The following is a 22,188-nucleotide window of genomic DNA, read 5'->3' as shown; positions in this document are numbered from 1 at the left end:
GTTGTGGTTAAAGTTACTATTAATTCTAAGGAATGTGAAGTAGAGCATGGGCTCACTATAATTCAAGCTTGTGAAGTCGTGGGCGTTGAAATTCCACGTTTTTGTTATCATGAGCGTTTAGCAATTGCTGGTAACTGCAGAATGTGTTTGGTTGAAGTGGAGGGTGGACCTCCAAAACCAGTAGCCTCTTGTGCAATGCCAGTTGCAGAAGGGATGGTTATTCACACTGATACCCCTAAGGTTAAAAAAGCACGTGAAGGTGTGCTTGAGTTTTTGCTAATTAACCACCCGCTTGATTGCCCAATTTGCGATCAGGGTGGTGAATGCGATTTGCAAGATATCACGATGGCTTATGGGAAAGGAACCAGCAGACTTGATGAGCATAAGAGGGCTGTGCCAAAAAAACACTTCGGACCACTGATTGAGACCGCGATGAATCGATGCATTCATTGCACTCGGTGTGTTAGATTTTTGTCTGATGTTGCAGGTACAAATGAACTTGGAGGAATCGGAAGGGGAGAAAATGTAGAGATTAGCACTTACATAAAAAGGCATATTAGTTCTGAATTATCCGGAAATATCATAGATCTCTGCCCGGTAGGAGCTTTAACTTCAAAGCCTTACTCCTTTACAGCGCGTCCATGGGAGCTATCACATTGCGAAACTATAGATGTACTAGATGCTGTGGGAAGTAGTATTAGAGTTGATTATCGTGGCCCGGAAGTTATGCGAATATTGCCAAGGCTGAGCGAAGAAATAAATGAAGAATGGATATCAGATAAAACCCGCTTTGCCTATGATGGACTAAAAGTTCAGCGTCTTGATCGACCTTATATAAAAAAAGATGGTAAATTAGCCCCAGTTGATTGGAATGAGGCATTAACTGTTGCTGCAAAGAAATTAAAGAATACAAAATCAAATAAAATAGCTGCAATTGCAGGTGATTTAGCAGATTGTGAGTCTATGCTTCTACTTAAAGAAATGATGCAGAAGCTCGGCTCGGGAAATATAGATTGCAGGCAGGATGGTGCAAAACTTATACCAAATAATCGTGGATCGTATGTGTTCAATACCACTATTGAAGGTATAGAGAATGCGGATTTGTGTCTGCTTATAAATACAAACCCAAGGATAGAAGCACCGATCATTAACGTAAGATTGAGAAAGAGATATTTACAGGGCAACTTTCCTGTTGCAAGTGTTGGTCCTAACATTGAATATTTGTATCATGTTGAGAAATTGGGCGATAATCCTGATATTTTGAGTGAAATAGCAAATGGAAATCATAAGTTCTGTAAGCTGCTGAGTGCTGCTCAGAGCCCTATGCTGATTATCGGTCAAGATGCATTAGTAAGAGACGATTCTGAATCAATTCTAATTCTAGCTGGCAAAATTGCAGAAGAATTTAACATGGTCAGAGATGACTGGAATGGCTTTAATGTGCTGCATAAAGCTGCAGCAAGAGTTGGTGGGCTAGATATTGGGTTTGTTCCTAAAAAAGGCGAAAGGGATATTAATCAAATATTGGAACATGCAGAAAGTGGTGAAATAGAAGTTGTTTATCTTCTTGGTGCAGATGAAATTGACACATCAAAGTTAGAAAACACATTTGTAATTTATCAAGGTCATCACGGTGATAAGGGTGCACATGTGGCAGATGTTATCTTGCCTGGTGCTGCATATACAGAAAAATATGCAACTTATGTAAACACTGAAGGTCGAGTGCAAAGAACAAATTTAGCTGTATTTCCTCCAGGTGAAGCAAAGGAGGACTGGTTAATTATTAAAAATCTCTCGCAATATTTGGATCTCTCCTTACCATATGATAGTTTATTTGACGTGAGAAAAAAATTAGATACTATCGGTCCACAGTTTAGAAATGCTGATCAAGTGATAAAAAATACATGGGTACCAATCAGCAGTGGTGAAATAAGCTTAAGTAATACACCTTTTACTTTAAAGGAGTGTAATTTTTATATGACGGATTCAATAAGTCGCGCTTCAAAAATAATGGCGGATTGTACTAAGGCTTTTTATGATAACGCTAGTTAATGTTTTATTTATTTTAACGCCTTTTTTACTGCCAGTCTTGGTTTACTTTGAGCATAAAGCCAATTTAGTAATAATGAACAAGGATCCAATTTTAGAATGTAAGCCTTATACGTTGCTACAATTGCGCGCTGATATTGTAACATTATTTGTTCATGTACTGATATTGGCAGGTGGTATATTTCCTGGAGTTATTTTCCGTTAATAATAATCATGATTTTTTTACTTTCATTCATATTAGGTGATGATGTTAAAATTAAAGATACTAGTTCATGGAATATGTTTAACCTTTTTAGGCAAATTATTGTGGCAGCTGTATGTGGTGCTACAGCTGGTATAGTTTCACGCGGGGTGTATGATAGTTCTAGATTATCAATAATTATAATTGTTATTATTATGTCATTTATATTGTTCAGTTGGTACGTATCGCGCTACTACGCTAAATCGGAAAATGGTAGGTTGCGGAATATGGTTGCTGCTCTTACTCTAATAACATCATCTGCTTTATCTACTGCGCTTGCTATATTCTTCATTTTGGCGATTATGAATTACTTTTTTGGTTTAGAGTTGTATGCCTTTAATATTTAAAATTATTTTTCTTCTCATTCCACTTTTGCTTTCAGTAGCATATTTGGTGTACTTTGAACGTAAAGTTATTGGTGCAATTCAACTAAGGCACGGCCCGAGTGTAGTTGGACCTTTTGGGCTATTGCAGCCATTTGCAGATGCTATTAAGCTCCTGATTAAGGAGCCGATAATACCATTTAGAGCGAGCACCATACTGTTCATTATGGCTCCAATGCTTACCTTTATCTTGGCATTAATTGCCTGGGCAGTTATACCGTTTGGTGCTGAAGTAATTGTAGAAAATGGCCAGCAAGTAGTTATTCCTAAGGTTATAGCAAATATTAATGTTGGAGTGCTTTATGTGCTAGCTATATCGTCGCTGGGAGTATACGGCGTAATTATTGCAGGCTGGTCAAGCAATTCTAATTATGCATTTCTTGGCGCTATACGGTCGGCTGCTCAGATGATTTCATATGAAGTTTCAATAGGCTTAATAGTTGCTACAGTTGTTGTTACGACTGGCACGTTGAACCTCGGAGAGATGGTGGTAGCGAAACACAATATGCCATTTTGGGTTGATTTGCTACTAATGCCTATAGGAATAATATTTTTTATTTCTTTGCTTGCAGAAACTAATCGTCACCCATTTGATTTACCAGAAGCTGAAGCAGAGCTTGTCTCTGGATATAACGTTGAATATTCATCCATGCCTTTCGCTCTCTTTTTCTTGGGAGAATATGCAAACATGATTTTAGCAAGTGCTATGATGACAATATTCTTTCTAGGAGGGTGGTATCCTCCGTTAGAACTTGGTTTGCTTTATAAAATTCCAGGTTTAATTTGGTTCGTTTTGAAGATAATTATACTTTTATTCGTATTTATTTGGATTAGAGCAACAATACCTCGTTATCGATATGATCAGCTAATGCGCCTTGGTTGGAAAGTGTTTCTGCCAATATCGGTGCTTTGGGTGGTACTCATTTCAGGAGTGTTGCTCTTTACTGGGAATTTACCTGGATCCAATGTTTAATTTTCCAAATACAAGATTAAGACGCAGGCGCTCGAGCAAATGGGTTCGCAATTTAACAAGTGAAAATAGCTTATCAGTAAATGATTTAGTTTTTCCTCTATTTGTTCACGACAGAGAAGAAACAACTGAACCAATTTCTGGCTTACCAGGCGTAAAGTGTTATTCAATAGATGGATTAGTGTCTATAGTTAAGGAAGCTAAAGATTTAGGAATTAATGCTGTTGCAATTTTTCCTGTAGTTGATAGTAAACTAAAATCTGAAAACGCTGAAGAAGCGTATAATTCTGACAACTTAATCTGCAGAGCAATTTGTGCTGTAAAATTAAAGGTACCTGAAATTGGTATTATTGCAGACGTTGCACTGGATCCATACACTATTCATGGCCATGACGGCATTTTAAAAGATAATCAGATGGATGTAGAAAACGATGAAACTATATCAGTACTGTGTAAGCAAGCACTTGCTTTAGCGAAGGCAGGATGTGATATAGTTGCTCCTTCTGATATGATGGATGGTAGAGTAGGAAGAATCAGAAAATCATTAGATGATAACAACTTTCAAGACGTATTAATATTATCTTATGCAGTGAAATACTGCTCTAGCTTCTATGCTCCATTCAGGCAAGTCGTTGGTTCATGTGGGCTATCACATTCTATAGACAAAAGTGGTTATCAAATGGATTATAAAAATGCGCGCGAAGCAATGTGCGAAATTGAAATGGATATAAATGAAGGTGCAGACTTTATTATGATTAAACCAGGTATGCCATATTTAGATATTATCAAAACAGCAAGTGATAAGTTTAATTTTCCGATTTTTGCTTACCAAGTAAGCGGTGAGTACGCAATGATAAAAGCTGCTGCAAATAATGGCTGGCTAGATTATGACAAGGTGATTTATGAATCTTTGATTGGTTTCAAACGTGCGGGTGCAAGTGCAATATTCACTTACGCTGCACTTGATATTGCAAAAAATTTAAGTGCATAAGCCCTATAAAATTATTAAATTTTTGGCGCACGTTCTTCTACTGTTGCTGCATATTACTTAAAGTTTTCCAATACATGTTTTAAGTTGTTGATAAGTCCGTTACAATACAGTATTATAAATAATATAAACCAAGTGTTACTTAGAACATGGGGATTTTTTTTAAATTTTTGGGAAAGATGCTAGGCAAGGTTTTTCCTGCTAAAACAGTAAGCTCTCTTTTAGGAATAGGATATTTACCAAGTTGGCAGAACTATTGGTCTTCTTTTTTAATATTATTTATTGTCGATGTTATATTAATTCTTACATATGGAGGCGAATACTTACTATATAAAATGCCAGACTCAGGAATAGTTGTAGCTGCTGTTTTTACAAAATTGGCAATAGTTATGTTAGTAATGCAATTAATTGGAATATTTATTTTTCATGCTCAAGACCCTTCAGCAAACAGTGGTGAAGAAATAGTAATACAAATAGCGTCAGGGCAAGTACTGACTGTAGCACTTTCAATGCCGGCAATGATGTCGATTTATTATGCTGTAAGTAAACTCTATGGGAATATATGTAAGCAGATGTTTCAATGCCCATTTTGGTTTAATGATTTTATGCACTTTTTCTTTTTTCTTATGATACCTTACGTATTTTTTAATGTCGTAGAAGTGATAAAACCATGGCCAATAAGTTCAATACAGCTCAGCTATAATAATGCAATGTCAATTACATTTGAGGGGATTTTTCACACATTTTATGCGGTGATTTTACTGTATTTAACAGCATTTATATTCTGCGATTTAACTATGCATGATGCAATTGTCCTAAATAAAAGCATAATTCAGTATGTGAGGGAAAGTTCAGCAGTTTTAGGTGATTATTTACATGATACTGTTAAAAAAATAGGTATTGAATAGTACTTATTTATTTATATATTTAGTATAAAAAGTGTACAATTTGTGTGAACTTACAAAGTATAATAAAAGAGTTACAAGATTTTTGGGCTAGTGAAGGATGTGTTATACTTCACCCATACACATCTGAAGTTGGTGCTGGCACATTACATCCTGCAACAATTATGTCTGCAATTGATACAAAACCGGCAAAAATTGCATATCTACAACCAGTAATTAGGCCAGCAGATGGGCGCTATAGTGATAATCCTAATCGTTTGTATCAACATCACCAATATCAAGTTATAATAAAGCCATCTGGTAATAATTTACAAGACGTCTATTTAGATAGCTTAAAAGTTCTTGGCATATCTACAGAAAAATATGATATTAAGTTTGTTGAAGATGATTGGGAAAATCCAAGTGTTGGTGCATCAGGACTTGGTTGGGAAGTTACATGCAATGGAATGGAAGTAACACAGCTTACTTATATACAGCAAGTTGGAGGGATTGACTGCAAGATGATTCCTGGTGAGGTGGCATATGGGTTGGAACGTTTAGCAATGTGCATACAAGGTGTAGATAATGTTTACGATATAATTTGGAACGATAACGGTGTAACTTACGGAAATATTTTTAAACAAAGAGAATATGAATTTTCTTATCTAGCGTTAGACTATTATGATACTAAAGTGGTACAGCAGCAATTCGAAGATACGGAAAAATTGTGTAAGTTCCTTATTGAAAAGGAGCTACCAATGGCAGCCTATGACCAATGTATTAAAACTAGTCACCTACTTAATCTGCTTGATGCAAGAGGTGTGCTTGGTGTGAATGAACGTACAGCTTATATTGGTAAAGTTAGAGAGCTAACAAAAAAATGTTGTGAATTGTACATGAGTAAATAGCGTATGTCGTTGCAGTTATTATTTGAGTGCCTTTCAGAAGAAATACCACCGAGAATGCAGAATGTAGCTGCAACTCAAGTTAAGAGCTGTATTGCCAATGTTTTTAACAAAAATAATGTAAAATTTACATCAATGGAGGTTTTTGTAACGGCACGTCGCATTACCCTATTTGTCGACAACATAAATGCTTTGGAGCTAAAGGATTCCAATAACGAAGTTAAGGGACCAAACATTAACGCACCAAAAAGTGCTATCGAAGGTTTTTTAAGAAAATATCAGAAAAATGAAGAAGATTTGCTCGTTCGAAAAGTAAATAATGAGGATTTTTACTTCATTAAAAGAGAAAGCTGCTCATTTAACATTCAAGAGTTTCTTAAAAATCAACTAGGAGAAATATTAAAAAATTTCTCTTGGCCAAAAAGTATGAGATGGGGCAAAGGAAAAGAAAGGTGGGTTAGGCCAATTAAAAACATTTTATGCATTTTAAATGATGAAATAATACCTGTATCTTTTGCAGGGATTACAGCATCTAACACAACATATGGCCATCGATTTCTCTCAAGTGGTACGGCGCTTACTGTTAAAACACCTAAAGACTATTTTGAATTGCTAGAAAAAAACAGTGTAATTCTCCAAATGGACAAAAGAAAGCAATTTATACTAGATCAGATTAATAAATTCACAAAAGAGCAGAATTTACAACTTGAGAAAAATGATTATTTACTAAATGAATTGACAGGGCTTATAGAGTGGCCAATCGTACTGTTTGGTGAAGTGAATCAAGAAAAGTCATTTGGATTACCGAAGGAAGTAATACTTAGTATAGTTAATACACAACAAAAATACCTTGCTTTAAGTAATGGAAAGAGAATTTCACACTTTGTCACTGTTGTCAACGTCAACAATGGTGAAGTTGTTAAAGGACACGAAAGAATATTAGAAGCACGTCTTGCTGATGCCCAATTTTTAATATCTCAAGATAAAAAGGAAAATCTAGATTATTATGTCAAAAGATTAGGTTCAATATTATTTCATGCTTCACTTGGCAGCGTGGGGGAAAAGGTGAAGCGTATTACGGCTTTGTCAAAGTATATAGCTATATTTATTCCACATGCTTCGCTGATAAAAGTTGAACGTGCTGCATATTTGGCAAAAGCTGATTTGGCAACATCGATAGTAAGAGAGTTTCCAGAATTACAAGGAGTAATGGGTGGATATTATGCTTCTTATTTTCAAGAAGATAGAGAAATAGTGGAAGCTATAACTGAGCATTATAAGCCAATCGGGCCAGAGCAGGAGTGTCCTAAATCTCCTTCTGCAATTGCTGTGTCAATTGCAGACAAAGTGGATAGCTTAGTTGGTTTAATTGCAGCAGGTGAGAAAATCTCTGGTTCGTATGATCAATTTGGTTTGCGGAGAATGACAATTGGTATAATTAGGACAATACTTGAAAATAATTTGCATGTTCCAATTAGGCTAATGATAGACAAGTCAGTATCTTTATATTCAAGGCTTCTATTTAATAAAAATACAGCGTCAGTTGATAAGCCGAATAGAAAACAAATTTCAGAACTAGTATTTAGATTTTGCTTAGAAAGATTCAAGGTTATTTTAAAAAATAGAGATATAAGGCAAGATGTTGTAGATTCAATACTATATAAAATCGATATTAATGATCTGCTGACAGCAGAAAAGCAAACTGTTATATTGGATCGTTATCTTAGTACTCCAGAAGGTGAACAAATTCTAAGCACTTACAAAAGAGTCAGTAACATGATGAGCAAAGCAAGGAAAAGTGATGGCACTACTTATAGTGCATCTTACGGTAAGAGGTTTTTGATTGAAAGTGAAGAAATTGCGCTATCAAATTGTGCTATAACTGCTTGTAAAAACATAAAACAAGCGATAAAAAATAACCACTTTAATGTAGCACTTGATGAACTTGCTGGTTTTGCTCCGTTTATCAATCAGTTTATGGACAGTATAAAGATTAACTGTGATTCTGATAAGCTGAGAAGAAACAGATTATCTTTGCTTGAAAATGTAGTTTCCATCTTTCATTTAGTAGCAGATTTTAACCTCATACAGGTTAAACAATGGATAAATGCTCAGGCAATATAAAGAACAAATCAAATCATCTCCACAATCCTGTGGCGTGTATAAGATGGTTGGAGATAAGAATAAAGTTTTATATGTTGGAAAAGCAAAAAACTTAAAGTCAAGGTTATCCGACTACCTTCAATTCGAAAACCTTTCTGAACGAATTAGAGTTATGCTCTTACAGGTTATTAAGGTTGAAATATTCATCACTGAGAATGAAATCGAAGCACTGCTTCTTGAAGCACAGCTAATAAAATCATTGAAACCACTTTATAATATTGTGCTCAAGGATGGAAAATTTTATCCTTATATAACAATTTCCAAGCACGATTATCCAAGAATAGCAAAATATAGAGGCAAATTTAAGAAAAATGAGTTTCATTATTATGGTCCCTTTACATCTGCCGCTGCTGTTAAGCAAACTATATTGTCATTGCAAAAAGCTTTTCTCCTAAGAGTATGTTCAGATCAATACTTTTCCTCAACAAAAAGACCATGTATTGAATATCAAATTAAGCGCTGCTCAGCACCATGCATAAACAAAATCACAAAAGACGACTACTGCCAATCAGTAAAACAGGCACGAAATACATTGCTTGGAAGAAATAAGGAAGTGAAAGAACAGTTACTTTTCACAATGAGAAAGTGCAGCAGTGAAGAAAACTATGAGCTTGCTGCTATATATAGAGATCGGGTAAAGTTTCTTGAGCAAATTCAAATACAGCACACGGATTTTTCTTTTGAAAAAGATGCAGATTTCTTCAGTATTGTACGTGAAGAGGATCTAGCATGTATTAGTGTGTTATCGTTCAGAAATAAAGACAACTACGGCAGCACTCCTTACTTTGCCGAGAACTGTGGTGATCACTCAAATGATGAAATTTTATCCACCTTTTTGGTCAATTTTTATAATTCAGCTAACATACCTCCAATACAAATTTACGTTCCAGATTCTATTGTGGATAAGGAAATTATAGAACAAGCACTATATAAGGTTGCTCAAAAGCCAGTAAAAGTTCTGCATGCAAAGAATAAAAAAGAGCGTGATTTATTGAAATTTGTTTATGATAACTCTCAGCATAGCTTAGAGCAGAAGCTTATCGATTATAGAAATAACCTAGAAAAGCTTGAGGAGCTTAGCAAAATCTTCTTGTTACCAAATATTCCAAAGCGTATTGAGGTTTATGACAATAGCCATATATTTGGAAACCAACAAATTGGTGTAATGGTTGTTGCAGGGCAGGAGGGTTTTTTAAAAAGTGAGTACAGAAAATTTACTATAAAGGAAAAATTTTCAGGCGATGACTATAAAATGATGAGGGAAGTGCTAACCAGACGTTTCTCCGGCAATATAAAAGGCATAATACCTGATTTTTTACTGATTGATGGTGGACCAGGACATGTTTCCATAGTACAGAATGTACTGGAAGTATTGAATATAAACGTTCCTTTTGCTTGTATGGCAAAAGGTCCTGATCGTAACGCAGGAAATGAAAGATTTTATATGCTGGGCAGGGAAGAATTCAGTCTGGCAAATGACAGCAAAGTCATGCTTTACTTACAATCGCTGCGTAATGAAGCCCACCGTTTTGCGATAACTTCACATAGAAAAAAACGCGATAAACAGTTTATAGTTTCACAATTAAGCAAAATACCCGGAATTGGCAACAAAAGAAAAAAAGCGTTGATGTCTTATTTTGGTTCAGTGAAAAATATAAGCAAAGCTTCTCTGGCTGAAATTCAAAACATACCTGGAATTAGTAAAGGTTTAGCAGAAGTTATTCTTAAACACGTAAATTATAAGAGAGGAGTACTGGAATGACACAAAACCCGTTTTATTATTAGGGAATTTATATCTTAAAACCGCAAAAAAAGGTGTGCGTATTTGTGAAAAAAAATCTCCATAAAATTTGTGAAGCAATGTGGTGGGACTAGTGCGATTCGAACGCACGACCTTCAGATTAGGAGTCCAACGCTCTATCCTGCTGAGCTATAGTCCCGTATTTCCTACCATTCATGTAAAGTTATAGCAAAAAATCCTTTCTTTTCTAGATTTCTTGCATAACCAATTTATGACGACAAAAAACATTTCTGTACTTCTTGAGTATAATGCTATTATATTTAATAACATGGTTTAAGTAAGATTAATGCTAGTTAACAATATTGGTTATTTCTATAACAATCAAAACGACTTTGCTTTAAGCAATATAAACATTAAAGTAAAGAAAGGAAATGTTGCATGTTTATTGGGGCATTCTGGCTGTGGCAAGTCAACAATTTTGAAATTAATTGCGGGGATAGAAAATCCAAAATCTGGAACTATTTTTATAAATGATAGGTTAGTTGCAAGTAATAAGGCATCAGTCGCTATAGAGCATAGAAATATCGGATTGATTTTTCAGCATTCTGCATTATTTCCTCATAAAACAGTAGTAGAAAATATAACCTTTGCTATCCGCAGCTCTTCCAAGAGAGAAAAGCACCTAATTGCATTGGAAATCTTGAAGTTACTCAATATAGAAAAATATGAAAATATGTACCCTAACGCCTTATCTGGAGGACAGCAACAATTAGTTGCAATAGCAAGAGTGATGGCACAAAACCCTGATGTTGTGTTGTTAGATGAACCATTTTCTAATTTAGATATACTGCTCAAGTGCCGAATAAGACAACATATATTGTCCCTTTTTAGAAGTAAAAATATCCCTGTGCTAATGGTAACTCATGACCCGCAAGAAGCATTGAAAGTTGCAGATTTTATCTACGTAATGAAAAATGGTAAAATTATTCAATCAGGAGTTTCTAGCGATATATACCATAAGCCTAAAGATGATACGCTAGCAAAGTTTTTTAGTGAGCTCTCTTCTACTCTACAGTTAAGCGAAAAGTTTCCACTTATTCGCTGCAAGAAAATAATCTAGTTTGGGATTGTTATAAAATAATTAAAAAACCTTGATTTATAATTAAATAAAGGTGATATAATCTATGTGTTACTTGACTTCAGTCAAGTTTTAATATTTAAAGGTCAATATTTTAAATGGAGGTGAAAATGAGTTTAGGACCATGGCAATTGTTTCTAGTCTTAATAATAATTTTAGTTCTGTTTGGTGCAGGCAGATTACCGCAAGTTATGGGTGATTTAGGAAAAGGCATCAAAAACCTTAAACAGGAGCTTAAGGACTCAGAAAAATTATCGTCTAATGAACCAGATCGTTAGCGTCCTCATACTTCGTGACATGCACCTTAGTGCATGTCATCTGTTTAAAAACTTAGTCAGGTTAAAGAATGAAAGAGATGAAGTGTTGGTATGAAATAAATAACAAATATTGAAATACAGCAACAACTATGTTAGCTTAAGAGGAATATTTTATTAAAGGATAATTGTGCAAAAAAGTGAGAAACTAACTAAAGATAAAAAACTAGCTTCTGATATTCTAAAAGAGGTTGCAGATACCAATAACAATGATAGCAATAAAGTAACTTTGTTTGACATTAAAACAGCTTTGCATGAGCGCGGTTTTGGTATTTTAATAATCATCTTCTCCTTGCCGCTATCGGTGCCTATACCGGTTCCACCTGGTTATACAACTATTCTTTCTATACCTTTAATCTTATTCTCACTGCAGCTTCTATTTGGATTTGATTCTCCTTGGATGCCCAGTTGGCTAGAAAGAAGATCTTTTCAGCGTTCAACACTAGCTCTTGTGGTAGAGAAAACTTCCCCTGTATTAGAAAAAATAGAAAAATTCATGAAGCCAAGACTGTCTTTCATTTTCTATGGGCCTGGTGAGAAGATTCTGGCTTTTATGATGTTGCTTTGTGCAATAATAATAGCTCTTCCATTACCTTTTACTCACTTCCTTCCTGCAATTGGCACAACTCTTATTTCACTTAGCATTATGAGTAAAGACGGGTTTCTATCCATATTGGGAGTTTTAGTATCATTGTGCGCGTTGTTGCTTACTCTTGTTGTAATAGTCAAAGGACCACAACTTATAACCGGAGCACTTTCTCTTCTTAAAAGCTTTACAACACTTTAACAAAAGAACGAATTACTAGCGCAAAATGAATAATGCATATTGAAATAAAACAATAATTGTGTTAAGAATTATTTTTATCAAAGGTTTTTCGTGTCAAAAAATGATAAGTTGACTAAAAGTGATAAATTAGCTTCTGATATTCTAAAAGAAGTTGCAGATACCAATAACAATGATAGCGATAAAGTAACTTTGTTTGACATTAAAACAGCTTTGCATGAGCGTGGTTTTGGTATTTTAATAATCATCTTCTCCTTGCCGCTATCGGTGCCTATACCGGTTCCACCTGGTTATACAACTATTCTTTCTATACCTTTAATCTTATTCTCACTGCAGCTTCTATTTGGATTTGATTCTCCTTGGATGCCCAGTTGGCTAGAAAGAAGATCTTTTCAGCGTTCAACACTAGCTCTTGTGGTAGAGAAAACTTCTCCAGCATTAAAAAAAATAGAAAAGTTCATGAAACCAAGAATGTCTTTTATTTTCTATGGGCCCGGTGAAAAGATTTTAGCTTTTGTAATGTTGCTTTCTGCATTATCGATAGCTCTTCCATTGCCTCTTACTAACTTCATTCCTGCAATTGGTACGACTCTTATTTCGCTTGGCATTATGAGTAAAGATGGGTTTCTATCCATATTGGGAGTTTTAATATCATTGTGTGGGCTATTGCTTACTCTTGTTGTAGTAGTCAAAGGGCCACAACTTATCATTGGGGCATTTTCTTTTCTCAAAAGCTTCGTATATGGTTAGGCTTTACAACACCTTAACAAAAAAAAAGGAGCTTTTTACACCTATCGATAAAGATCATGTGAAAATGTATGTTTGCGGACCAACAGTATATGACACAGCACATATAGGCAATGCACGGTCTGTTGTTGTGTATGATGTGTTATTTCAGCTACTTAAGTTTTGTTATGGCAAAGTTACCTATGTGCGTAACATAACCGACATTGATGATAAGATAATTAATGCAGCAAGTGAGAAAAATAGCAACATAGAAAGTATAACCACATATTACATTAAAGCTTTTCATGATGATATGGAAAGCATAAATTGTAAAAAACCAACATACGAACCAAAAGCAACGGAAAACGTAGATTATATTATAAAATTAATTGAACATTTGCTGCAATCAGGCCACGCTTATGAATCTGACAAACACGTGTATTTTAATATAGAATCTTACCATGAATATGGTGCTTTATCAGGAAAAAAAACTGATGAATTGGTTCCAGGTAGCAGAGTTGAAGTTAATGAAAATAAAAAGCACCCGGGAGATTTTGTGCTGTGGAAGCCTGCAAGTGATATTGACTACAAACTTTCAAGTTATTGGGATAGCCCATGGGGAGAGGGCAGGCCTGGATGGCATATAGAATGCTCAGCAATGTCATATGCTTACCTTGGCAAAGATTTTGATATTCATGGTGGCGGCATAGATTTACAATTTCCTCACCATGAAAATGAAATTGCACAGAGTAAGTCTGCATTTGCTGGATCAATGTTTGCAAAATACTGGATACATAACGGCTTTCTTACAGTAAATGAAGAAAAAATGAGCAAGTCCTTATTTAATATAGTCAAAGTAAGAGATTTGCTAGATAGTGGAATAAAGGGTGAAGTAATACGCTATGCACTGCTCAAAACTCACTACAGAAAACCACTTGATTGGACAGAAAACGTTATTTCTGATGCACAGGAAACCTTAAACAAATTTTATCGGTTATTACGTGGTTTAGATATAACGAATATTGATGAAAGTAACGCAGAGATTTCTAAAGATTTTATAGACGCTTTAAAAAACGACTTAAACATTCCTGAAGCTCTAGCTATATTACATGAAATGGCTGCAAAAATTAACAAAATGAGTAATGAAAGTGAAAAGCTTAAATTAACTGAGAGTTTTGTTAAGAGTGCCAGATTTATTGGTCTTCTTGAGTCAAGTTATCAAGAGTGGTTTACTGCTGGTGTGAGTCATCAAGAAATAGAAAGATTGATAGATTTAAGAAGAGCAGCAAAACAAAATAAAGATTATAATACTGCAGACAAAATAAGGGACCAGTTGAAACAAATAGGGGTTACAATTTCTGACAATGAAGATGGTACAACAACCTGGTAAATTCATATGGAAAACTACTTCCTGTTATTCACAGATAGTCTAGTATCATCATTAGTCTTACCCATACATCAAGGTTTTGTGTTCAATACCATGCTTTATTTCAGGTCGTATCACACTCCACTACTGATGTTATTTTTTGGAGTACTAGGATCAAGTCTTGGTGGAATAGTTAATTGGTACTTAGGTAAAATAACAATCTCTATACGAAAATCATACCACAAATTAGAAAACGGATATACAATGCCAAAAGTTACAAAAAATTTGCTAATTTTTGCAACTTTATTACTTTCGTGGGTGCCAGCACTTGGAAGTGTGATTCAAATTTTATCAGGTTATTTCAAGTTAAACCTTTATATTCTTGCCCCTTTAATCATTCTATCTAATTTCTTCTATTTGTTATATCTAATACTTACTTTTGGAGTATAACAGCTATAGTACTACAGTTATTAAAGCCCACTTCTGTCATCTTATGCTCTGACAGAAGCGGAGTTATAAATTAAATGCAAAATTTCTAGTAGTCATAGGATGCACCATGAGCTAAAAGTAATTCCACAAGCTCTTGGTGATTATATTTAGCAGCATAATGTAATGCTGTTCTTCCTTCATTATTTTTGGTGTTAATGTCTGCGTTGTGTTTTAGTAGCACCTTAGCTATGTCAACATTTCCCGTCATAGCAGCTAATACCAACTCTCATTGTTGGCCAGTCAAATAGGAGACATTGCAGAGTTGTTTAATTGTGGAGCTGGCAAGAGAAGTAATAAATTTGCACAAAGCACCCTCAAGCAGAGCAATTGTATCGTATATTTTATTGCGCAAAATGTTCTGTTTTATATATAACCAAAGCCTCTCAACAGGATTTAGCTCAGGTGAGTACGGAGGTAGGTATATAATATCGATATTTTTAGGTACCTTTAAATTTTTTGACCTATGCCAACTAGCACAATCCATAACAAGAAAAGCCTCTCGTGTTTCTAGATATTGCGACATCTGCTCAAGAAATATGTTCATGCAATCAGTGTTGACATTTGGTGCAAATAAGCTAGAACTCTCTCCATTTCTAGGATTAACCGCACTATAGAGATAGAAATTTTGCCTACCTAATTTTGTTTTAACCTGTGTTCTAATCCCCTTTTTAAACCACCCATGTCCAACCTTTGAATGTGTGCCAAACCGTGATTCATCAAAGAAAAATAGCTCTTTTTCTGGATACTTGCTAATAGCTCCATTGAGATTTTTTTTTGAATTCCTCTTGTTTGCTTTTATCTTGTCCATTATGAACTGGTCTTGGTGTAATATATGAGAATTTCATCTTTTGCATATAGCGGTGTACTGTAGATTTGCTGATATTTAATCTGAACTTTTCCTGGATTCTTATTCTCATTTCTTTAATGGTAATATTAGGATTTTCTTCTATCCACTCTTCAATTTGCTGTAGTTGAACCTGATTTAATTTAGTTTTTCTACGGCGTTGTGGAGGAGCAAACAGTTTTTCTTCTCTGCCAAATTTCAAGAGTTTTACCCACGAAGTTAGTGCGCTTCTTGAAATGCAATATATTTTTGCTACAGCCGTTATACTGTACTTTTTTGCTGCAATTACAGCATTTAGTTTTTTTGAAACATATGCATTATTCCTTACTTTCTTCAGCATTTCTTTTGCTGATTCTACTACTTTTTCATCCAATAATTTTGATCTTAATGCCATTTATACCTCAACTATTTTACTTACTTCATTATGGCTTTTCTTCCATCTTTGTCCATCTGTTTGCCGTGTAATGGGAATTGGTATTAGAGGTTGTCCGGAAACAAGTAAAAGGCTATAATATCTGAAATTTTAGTACGGGGTAAAGATGAGAAAAAAGTATCCAACAGATCTAAGCGAAAGGGAATGGGCAAGAATAGAAAAACACTTCAGAGTATCATACAAGAAAGGAGGAAGGCCGCCAAAGTATAGCAAAAAAGAAATATTAGAAGCAATTTTCTATGTATTGCGTACAGGGTGTCAATGGCGGTATTTACCAAATGATTTTCCGCTATGGAAGACTGTGTATGAGCAGTTCAGGCAATGGAAGAAGCAGGGAATTTTTGAGAAAATGAATTATGAAATTACAAAATATAGTAGAAGAAAAATAGGAAGGAATGAGCAGCCGAGTGCCTGTATAGTAGATAGTCAATCTGTAAAGACTACAGAAAAGGGGGGATCAAAGGCTATGATGGAAGTAAAAAAGTAAAGGGTAGAAAAAGGCATATAATTACAGACACTCAGGGTTTTATACTAGGTTGTTACGTAGGCGCTGCTAACGAAAATGATAGAGATGGTATTAAAATAGCATTAAACAATATGAGAACAAAATATACTAAAGTTAAAAAAATGTGGGCTGACATGGGATACCAAGGAAGAAATTTAAAGAATCACATAAAGGAAGAATATGACATAGATATTGAAATTGTTAAAAGGCCTCCATGTAGATTTTGGGTGCACAAAGATACGCCACCTGAGCTACTACCAACAAGAGAACAAGGGTTTAAAGTACAGCCAAGAAGATGGGTTGTAGAAAGGACTTTTGCTTGGGTTAATAGGAATAGAAGGCTATCGAAGGAGTATGATTTACTCACAACATCCACTGAGAATTTCATATACCTAGCTATGAGTAGGGTTATGTTAAAGAGGGAATATGCTTGAATTTACTAGTTTCCGGACAACCTCTGAGTATCGTTTAAATTTTTCAGTTTTATTTGGTGTAATGAGGCAGAAACTCTATCAGGTACTTATTGCGCCAAAAAACTTTCAAGCCCTTTTTAAGTATACGCGCTAAAGTTAAAATCCGACCGGGACAGCCGCAATAAAGTAGATAAGCCTAAACGCCATCATGTCTTTAGGAGAGTTTGCTAATGAAAGTTCTTAAGTTGACGCCATTGGCTGAACGGATACGGAATGACACCATCCTTTTTTCTGGATTCCAGACTGGAATGACACCTCTGGACACTTCCGTCGTAAAGGAACCAGTGTCAGCTACTCGGATGACACCTTTTTTCTACTTAGTTTGGGTTATGCAAGAAGTCTAATGAAGTGAAAATAAATTTATTTACCAAAATAGAGTTGCCTTGGTCTACAGATCTTAGTTTCTTTATCATTTATCATTTCATACCACTGAGTAACCCAACCAGTGGTTCTTGCAAGTGCAAAAATAGGCGTGAACATATTTGAGGGGATATCAATAGCATTCATTATTATACCTGAGTAAAAATCAACATTTGGATATAACTTACGCACGATAAAATATTCATCCTTTAAAGCTATTTCTTCAAGTTTTTTTGCAATTTTAAGCAGTTCATTATTTTGTTCTAGTTTACTTAGAACCTCATGGCAAGCGCCTTCCAATATACGCGCGCGCGGATCATAATTTTTATAAACACGATGTCCAAATCCCATCAATTTAAATGGATCTTTATCATCTTTAGCTTTTTCGATGAATTTATCTATATCTCCACTTTGCTCTATCTCTTTTAGCATATTTATAACTGCCTCATTAGCTCCACCATGTGCTGGTCCCCAAAGTGTAGCAACTCCTGCAGAGAGGCTTGCAAACAGATTAGAACCAGCCGATCCCACCAATCTGACAGCCGCCGTAGAAGCATTCTGTTCATGATCAGCATGGAGAGTAAATATTTTATCCAGAGCTTTTGCAAAAAGGGCGCTTTTATCATTATCAACAGCATCGCCAAATATCATCTTTAAGAAATTTTCACTGTAACTTAATTCATTGTTAGCATTTATGAATTCCTGATTGTTGATATGCCTATAAATCATTGCAATAATTGTGGAAACTTGCGCTATTGCAGAAATTCCAAAATCTAGGTCTTCACCATTGACATTGTTGCCATGCTTTTCATGATAAGATGCTGACAAACTTGCAAAACATGCAACTAAGATTGACATAGGGTGAGCAGTTTTTGGAAATGCTTTAATTACATTTGTAACTTGCTCTGATACTTTGGATGATTCTTGTATTTTGAGAAGAAATTTTTTGTGTTGCTCTGAACTGGGTAATTCACCATAGAGCAATAAATAAATCACAGCAGTAAAATTATTATTCTCTGCCAAATCAGCTATATTATGTCCCCTATATTTAAGAACTCCTTCATCTCCATCAATGAATGTAATTGTAGAAGAGCATGAAGCTGTAGAAACAAACCCTGGATCGTAAGTGAATAATCCTGTCATCTTATATAAATCCTTGATATTTAACACATCAGGACCTGTTGTTCCGCTTAATACAGGTAGCTCGATTTTTAATCCATTACTTAGTTCTAATAGCACTTTTTTATCCATCACTTAAGCTACTTAAATTTTATACAGAATATACAAACTGAGGAGTATATATTAATACAGTTAACTTTACATTAACCGTATTAAGCGGTCATCAATGCTTTTACTTTTGCATTTAAGCGACTTATTTTACGCGCAGCAGTATTCCTATGAATAACACCTTTATTCACACACTTGTGTAAATTAGATTCAGCATTCCGAAATGCCAGAACAACATTTTCTTTGTCGCCAGACTTGATTATATCAACCAATTTTCTAATAGAGGTGCGAGTTTTACTTTTCCGCATCTTATTTATTAAAGTGCGCTTTGCTATTACCTTTATCATTTTTTTAGCACTCTTATGATTTGCCATATATTAATACCTAAAATACTGTACTTTTCTTTTAATTATAAAGTTTTTTTGTTAATTTGCAATATCAGTTTTTCCTATGGTTAATCTACTGCTTCTCTCTTCAATAATTTTTTCTAAACTTTGCAAGAATTCATTTTTGTTTAACCCAGGATATATTGGGGGCAATATTTCTATTACTGCCTTTCCGGGATTCTTTCTCAGAGAAAGTATGCTTTTTGGCCAAAACAAACCAGTGTTTAAAGCAACCGGTAACACAGGAACAGATAATACGCTATATAAAGCAGCAATACCTGGTTGATATTTTATATTTTGGTTTATAGTTGTTCTTGTACCTTCAGGAAATATTATTATGCTTCTATTTTCTTTTATACGCATTTTTGCTAGTTTGATTATATGGCGTATAGAACTGATACCATCTGAACGGTTAATAAAAATCATTTTCAGCGCTATAAGATGCAAACCAATGAATGGAATCCATTTCAATTCACGTTTTAAAATAAAAACCGCTTTTCTAAATAGTAGTATAAAAATAAATGTTTCAAATGGAGATTGGTGTTTAGATGCAATGATAAAAGGTTGCTTAGGGATGTTTTCCATTCCCCTCACTTCATATTTAATGCCACATAATAAACGCAGCATGAATAATACAACTCTCACCGAACAGACGAGGAAAATGGTTATTACACACTCAGAAAAGAAAATTACAGGGAGAGTAATGAAAGTATAGAATACCTCCCATAATATAAGAAAGAAATTAAACAATAAACTTGAAATCACAAACTCACATAAATTTATTTAAATTTAACTTTATTACAAATTAAAAACAATAAATTTAATTATTGATCATCTGAGTAATAGGATGCGAATCAGCTAATTTGTCCTTTAACTTTTCGTTAGCAATATGAGTATATATTTGTGTTGTAGAAAGGTTAGTATGGCCAAGAACTTTCTGTATCAACACAATATTTGCTCCGCTATTTAGTAGATGGGTAGCAAAAGAATGCCTAATCACGTGTGGAGAGATCTTATTTTCATCAATATTGCATTTTCTTGCCAACTCCTTCATTAATTGACCGACCCTCTGCCTTGTAATTGGTTTATTAGGTTTATCACCTGGGAATAGCCAATCGGATTCCTTTTCTTTAGAGATCAGATTATCACGAACTGATAAATAATTTCTAAGGCTCTGCAATGCTTGTTCATTAAAAAGAATTTGCCTCTCTCTACCACTTTTTCCTTTTATTATTATATAGCATTCTTTGTTATTACTGTTTATTAAATGTGACACTTCACATAATTTCATACTAATTAGTTCAGAAACACGCATTCCAGAAGAGTAAAGGATATCTAAAATCGCACATAGCCTTTTACTGCTTATCTCTTTATTCGATTCGCTTGCTGATTTTCTCACTGTGTCCATTAGCAAAAATATTTCTTCGACACTTAAATACTTAGGCAAAGGACGAGAAACTTTTGGATTCTTTAATTCAGCATCATTAGCCGGCGCTGGATTAAAATCTATTATTCCGTCATTAAATAGACACTTGTAAAAATTTTTCATAGCGGATATTTTTCTTGATATAGAGCTACTTTTATATTTTTTTTGTGTACATAAAGATTTCACATAATCTTTAATATTGGTTTTGTTTACACCAACCAAGGTAGTGCCGCTTTCCAATAAAAATTCTTCAAACTGGTGTAAATCCGAACGATAACTTTCCAGAGTATTTTGTGCAGCGGACCTCTCTGAAGCTAAAGCATCTATGTAATATGTTATGTAAAGATTTTCTTTTTTATTTTGCGACTGTTTATTTTTCATTATCAGTTCCTATATTTATTTCTTTGGCTATAATTTGATTAGAAGTGTTCCCTGTGTTTCTTATGAGAAAATATGAGACAAATAAAGCATTTATCAATAGAGTGAACATCACAAACTTTTGCTTTAACCTTTTTCTTAAATTTAATCTTACTCTTATCATAGTTAAATTATAACGTTAAATCTATAAAAAACACCTTATAAAGTGAGCTCTACTATAAATATAGAATACTTCTTAGCTGTATCTATCTATATTTATTATAACATAACATTGATTATAATTCTAACATGGACAGATAGAGATTCCAATTACGTTAGTGTTATGGGTGTTAATAAATTTTTAATATACACCTTTACAAAAGAAGAAATCAAATGGCATCTTTTTTTAATAAAGTGCTAATAAAAGGAACGGTCACATTTGACCCTATAGATTCATTATCTATCTTTTCTATAATTTTATCAATGCTATAGAAAGAACGTTCTATTCTTGCTAAAATATAATTAATCACTTTTAAATCAATTTTTAACTGTTTATCTGAAAATCGTTTTATTAGCATAATTCTTAATAATTCCTCGCTTGCAGGCAAAATTTTTACGCTGATAGTTGATAATATTCGAGAACTTAAATCTCTTAGTTTGAAGTTAAGCTTTTTTGGTGAAATTGAAGAAGTGATTAGCAGCCTCTTGTCGTTTTCTTTCATGTAATTGTAACAATGTAATAACATTGCTTCATCTTTAATGTTTTGTACGTCTTCTAAAATAAAAGCATCGCTATACCTAATCTCGCTTACGAAGTTATTCACATTGATAAAGATTGCATCGTTTATTGATTGCCAAATATGAGCAAGATGAGTTTTACCGGAGCTTTTAGGTCCAAAAAGAATCAGACATTTCCAAGATAAATCATTAACTACCGAATTATATACGTGCTTATTTTCATCTAAGATGATGTAATTTTGCCGGCTATAATCAGCTTGATTGTTGTTAAATAAATTTAATTGCACGTTGAACCTCT

General features: G+C 34.3%; 22 protein-coding genes, 1 tRNA gene and 1 pseudogene. 16 read left to right on the top strand and 8 right to left on the bottom strand.

The annotated features are described in order from the left end of the window. Positions 1-3 precede the first annotated feature (3 nt). The 8 genes from nuoG to uvrC all read left to right on the top strand — a co-directional run bounded on the left by nuoG (position 4) and on the right by uvrC (position 10,345). Entirely contained in the window at positions 4-2,052 is a 2,049-nt protein-coding gene (gene nuoG, locus ABWU74_RS01440; RefSeq protein WP_353289349.1) for an NADH-quinone oxidoreductase subunit NuoG, read from the top strand. Between the two features lie 210 nt (positions 2,053-2,262). After that, on the top strand, positions 2,263-2,637 hold the full coding sequence (locus ABWU74_RS01435; protein WP_209473209.1) for a hypothetical protein: 375 nt from the start codon (positions 2,263-2,265) through the stop codon (positions 2,635-2,637). After that, complete coding sequence (nuoH, locus tag ABWU74_RS01430) at positions 2,621-3,646, top strand: NADH-quinone oxidoreductase subunit NuoH (RefSeq protein WP_209473210.1); 1,026 nt, start codon at positions 2,621-2,623, stop codon at positions 3,644-3,646. Before ABWU74_RS01435 ends, nuoH begins: the two co-directional genes overlap by 17 nt. Next, entirely contained in the window at positions 3,639-4,634 is a 996-nt protein-coding gene (hemB, locus tag ABWU74_RS01425) for a porphobilinogen synthase (RefSeq protein ID WP_353289348.1), read from the top strand. The genes nuoH and hemB overlap by 8 nt, the downstream gene beginning before the upstream one ends. 146 nt (positions 4,635-4,780) lie before the next feature. Then, complete coding sequence (locus tag ABWU74_RS01420) at positions 4,781-5,539, top strand: phosphatidylglycerophosphatase (protein ID WP_138265045.1); 759 nt, start codon at positions 4,781-4,783, stop codon at positions 5,537-5,539. A 44-nt stretch (positions 5,540-5,583) separates the two neighbouring features. Next, the gene (locus tag ABWU74_RS01415) at positions 5,584-6,423 is read left to right on the top strand and encodes a glycine--tRNA ligase subunit alpha (protein ID WP_209473214.1); all 840 of its coding nucleotides are present in this window, start codon (positions 5,584-5,586) and stop codon (positions 6,421-6,423) included. Positions 6,424-6,426: 3 nt separating this feature from the next. Next, positions 6,427-8,544, top strand: coding sequence for a glycine--tRNA ligase subunit beta (glyS, locus tag ABWU74_RS01410; protein WP_264374139.1), 2,118 nt, complete (start codon positions 6,427-6,429; stop codon positions 8,542-8,544). Further along, positions 8,528-10,345: an excinuclease ABC subunit UvrC gene (gene uvrC, locus ABWU74_RS01405; RefSeq protein WP_209473218.1), complete on the top strand. Its 1,818-nt coding sequence runs from the start codon at positions 8,528-8,530 to the stop codon at positions 10,343-10,345. Before glyS ends, uvrC begins: the two co-directional genes overlap by 17 nt. A 101-nt stretch (positions 10,346-10,446) precedes the next feature. Here uvrC and ABWU74_RS01400 read toward each other — a convergent pair. Then, positions 10,447-10,523 (bottom strand) — tRNA-Arg (locus ABWU74_RS01400). Between the two features lie 147 nt (positions 10,524-10,670). Here ABWU74_RS01400 and ABWU74_RS01395 point away from each other — a divergent pair. The 6 genes from ABWU74_RS01395 to ABWU74_RS01370 all read left to right on the top strand — a co-directional run bounded on the left by ABWU74_RS01395 (position 10,671) and on the right by ABWU74_RS01370 (position 15,102). Beyond that, positions 10,671-11,444 (top strand): ABC transporter ATP-binding protein, encoded by a 774-nt coding sequence (locus tag ABWU74_RS01395; protein WP_006280146.1) that lies wholly within the window; start codon positions 10,671-10,673, stop codon positions 11,442-11,444. 128 nt (positions 11,445-11,572) lie between these two features. Further along, positions 11,573-11,740 (top strand): twin-arginine translocase TatA/TatE family subunit, encoded by a 168-nt coding sequence (locus tag ABWU74_RS01390; protein WP_006013840.1) that lies wholly within the window; start codon positions 11,573-11,575, stop codon positions 11,738-11,740. 166 nt (positions 11,741-11,906) lie between these two features. After that, positions 11,907-12,563 carry an exopolysaccharide biosynthesis protein gene (locus ABWU74_RS01385; protein WP_010962397.1) on the top strand — a complete coding sequence of 219 codons (657 nt, stop codon included), beginning with the start codon at positions 11,907-11,909 and terminating at the stop codon, positions 12,561-12,563. A gap of 90 nt (positions 12,564-12,653) precedes the next feature. Then, complete coding sequence (locus ABWU74_RS01380; RefSeq protein ID WP_209473222.1) at positions 12,654-13,310, top strand: exopolysaccharide biosynthesis protein; 657 nt, start codon at positions 12,654-12,656, stop codon at positions 13,308-13,310. After that, positions 13,303-14,676, top strand: coding sequence for a cysteine--tRNA ligase (gene cysS, locus ABWU74_RS01375; protein ID WP_209473224.1), 1,374 nt, complete (start codon positions 13,303-13,305; stop codon positions 14,674-14,676). Before ABWU74_RS01380 ends, cysS begins: the two co-directional genes overlap by 8 nt. Before the next feature lie 6 nt (positions 14,677-14,682). After that, positions 14,683-15,102, top strand: coding sequence for a DedA family protein (locus ABWU74_RS01370; protein WP_209473226.1), 420 nt, complete (start codon positions 14,683-14,685; stop codon positions 15,100-15,102). Positions 15,103-15,187: 85 nt separating this feature from the next. Here ABWU74_RS01370 and ABWU74_RS01365 read toward each other — a convergent pair whose 3' ends face one another. Both ABWU74_RS01365 and ABWU74_RS01360 read right to left on the bottom strand, forming a co-directional pair. Further along, positions 15,188-15,349 carry an ankyrin repeat domain-containing protein gene (locus ABWU74_RS01365; RefSeq protein ID WP_353289347.1) on the bottom strand — a complete coding sequence of 54 codons (162 nt, stop codon included), beginning with the start codon at positions 15,347-15,349 and terminating at the stop codon, positions 15,188-15,190. Between the two features lie 18 nt (positions 15,350-15,367). Beyond that, a protein-coding gene (locus ABWU74_RS01360) for an IS630 family transposase (RefSeq protein ID WP_094745768.1) occupies positions 15,368-16,379 on the bottom strand; the annotation gives its coding sequence in 2 pieces (ribosomal slippage) (positions 15,368-15,916 and positions 15,918-16,379; 1,011 coding nt in all). A gap of 145 nt (positions 16,380-16,524) precedes the next feature. Here ABWU74_RS01360 and ABWU74_RS01355 point away from each other — a divergent pair. Both ABWU74_RS01355 and ABWU74_RS01350 read left to right on the top strand, forming a co-directional pair. Continuing rightward, positions 16,525-17,357 (top strand): IS5-like element ISWpi1 family transposase gene (locus ABWU74_RS01355; RefSeq protein WP_209472412.1). Its coding sequence is split into 2 segments (ribosomal slippage): positions 16,525-16,894 and positions 16,894-17,357, totalling 834 coding nucleotides; the frame shifts between segments, so codons are not numbered across the junction. Between the two features lie 22 nt (positions 17,358-17,379). After that, positions 17,380-17,567, top strand: a pseudogene (locus ABWU74_RS01350) (IS4 family transposase); the annotation flags it as partial. 189 nt (positions 17,568-17,756) lie between these two features. On the opposite strand, the gene ABWU74_RS01345 reads toward ABWU74_RS01350, so the two are convergent. The 5 genes from ABWU74_RS01345 to ABWU74_RS01325 form a co-directional block, all read right to left on the bottom strand. Beyond that, positions 17,757-19,007: a citrate synthase gene (locus tag ABWU74_RS01345; RefSeq protein ID WP_010081982.1), complete on the bottom strand. Its 1,251-nt coding sequence runs from the start codon at positions 19,005-19,007 to the stop codon at positions 17,757-17,759. An 80-nt stretch (positions 19,008-19,087) separates the two neighbouring features. Further along, positions 19,088-19,357 carry a 30S ribosomal protein S20 gene (rpsT, locus tag ABWU74_RS01340; RefSeq protein WP_012673338.1) on the bottom strand — a complete coding sequence of 90 codons (270 nt, stop codon included), beginning with the start codon at positions 19,355-19,357 and terminating at the stop codon, positions 19,088-19,090. Between the two features lie 51 nt (positions 19,358-19,408). Further along, positions 19,409-20,134, bottom strand: coding sequence for a lysophospholipid acyltransferase family protein (locus ABWU74_RS01335; RefSeq protein ID WP_010963063.1), 726 nt, complete (start codon positions 20,132-20,134; stop codon positions 19,409-19,411). A gap of 55 nt (positions 20,135-20,189) precedes the next feature. Further along, complete coding sequence (locus ABWU74_RS01330) at positions 20,190-21,176, bottom strand: tyrosine recombinase (protein ID WP_151808093.1); 987 nt, start codon at positions 21,174-21,176, stop codon at positions 20,190-20,192. Positions 21,177-21,541: 365 nt separating this feature from the next. Further along, positions 21,542-22,177: a DnaA ATPase domain-containing protein gene (locus tag ABWU74_RS01325; RefSeq protein ID WP_006280257.1), complete on the bottom strand. Its 636-nt coding sequence runs from the start codon at positions 22,175-22,177 to the stop codon at positions 21,542-21,544. Positions 22,178-22,188 lie beyond the last annotated feature (11 nt).

This window comes from Wolbachia endosymbiont (group A) of Paraperithous gnathaulax, from assembly GCF_964028485.1.
In the GTDB taxonomy this organism is placed as follows: Bacteria; Pseudomonadota; Alphaproteobacteria; order Rickettsiales; family Anaplasmataceae; genus Wolbachia; species Wolbachia pipientis.
The sequence above is the reverse complement of the archived record's forward strand: the minus strand, read 5'-3'. Positions and strand labels throughout refer to the sequence as shown.

Excerpts from the sequence above, each read along its gene's own strand:
- uvrC (WP_209473218.1), top strand. The coding sequence starts at position 8,528 with ATGCTCAGGCAATATAAAGAACAAATCAAATCATCTCCACAATCCTGT.
- ABWU74_RS01345 (WP_010081982.1), bottom strand. The coding sequence starts at position 19,007 with ATGGATAAAAAAGTGCTATTAGAACTAAGTAATGGATTAAAAATCGAG.
- rpsT (WP_012673338.1), bottom strand. The coding sequence starts at position 19,357 with ATGGCAAATCATAAGAGTGCTAAAAAAATGATAAAGGTAATAGCAAAG.
- ABWU74_RS01365 (WP_353289347.1), bottom strand. The coding sequence starts at position 15,349 with ATGACGGGAAATGTTGACATAGCTAAGGTGCTACTAAAACACAACGCA.
- ABWU74_RS01370 (WP_209473226.1), top strand. The coding sequence starts at position 14,683 with ATGGAAAACTACTTCCTGTTATTCACAGATAGTCTAGTATCATCATTA.
- cysS (WP_209473224.1), top strand. The coding sequence starts at position 13,303 with ATGGTTAGGCTTTACAACACCTTAACAAAAAAAAAGGAGCTTTTTACA.
- glyS (WP_264374139.1), top strand. The coding sequence starts at position 6,427 with ATGTCGTTGCAGTTATTATTTGAGTGCCTTTCAGAAGAAATACCACCG.
- ABWU74_RS01420 (WP_138265045.1), top strand. The coding sequence starts at position 4,781 with ATGGGGATTTTTTTTAAATTTTTGGGAAAGATGCTAGGCAAGGTTTTT.
- ABWU74_RS01330 (WP_151808093.1), bottom strand. The coding sequence starts at position 21,176 with ATGAAAAATAAACAGTCGCAAAATAAAAAAGAAAATCTTTACATAACA.
- ABWU74_RS01435 (WP_209473209.1), top strand. The coding sequence starts at position 2,263 with ATGATTTTTTTACTTTCATTCATATTAGGTGATGATGTTAAAATTAAA.
- ABWU74_RS01390 (WP_006013840.1), top strand. The coding sequence starts at position 11,573 with ATGAGTTTAGGACCATGGCAATTGTTTCTAGTCTTAATAATAATTTTA.
- nuoH (WP_209473210.1), top strand. The coding sequence starts at position 2,621 with ATGCCTTTAATATTTAAAATTATTTTTCTTCTCATTCCACTTTTGCTT.
- hemB (WP_353289348.1), top strand. The coding sequence starts at position 3,639 with ATGTTTAATTTTCCAAATACAAGATTAAGACGCAGGCGCTCGAGCAAA.
- ABWU74_RS01395 (WP_006280146.1), top strand. The coding sequence starts at position 10,671 with ATGCTAGTTAACAATATTGGTTATTTCTATAACAATCAAAACGACTTT.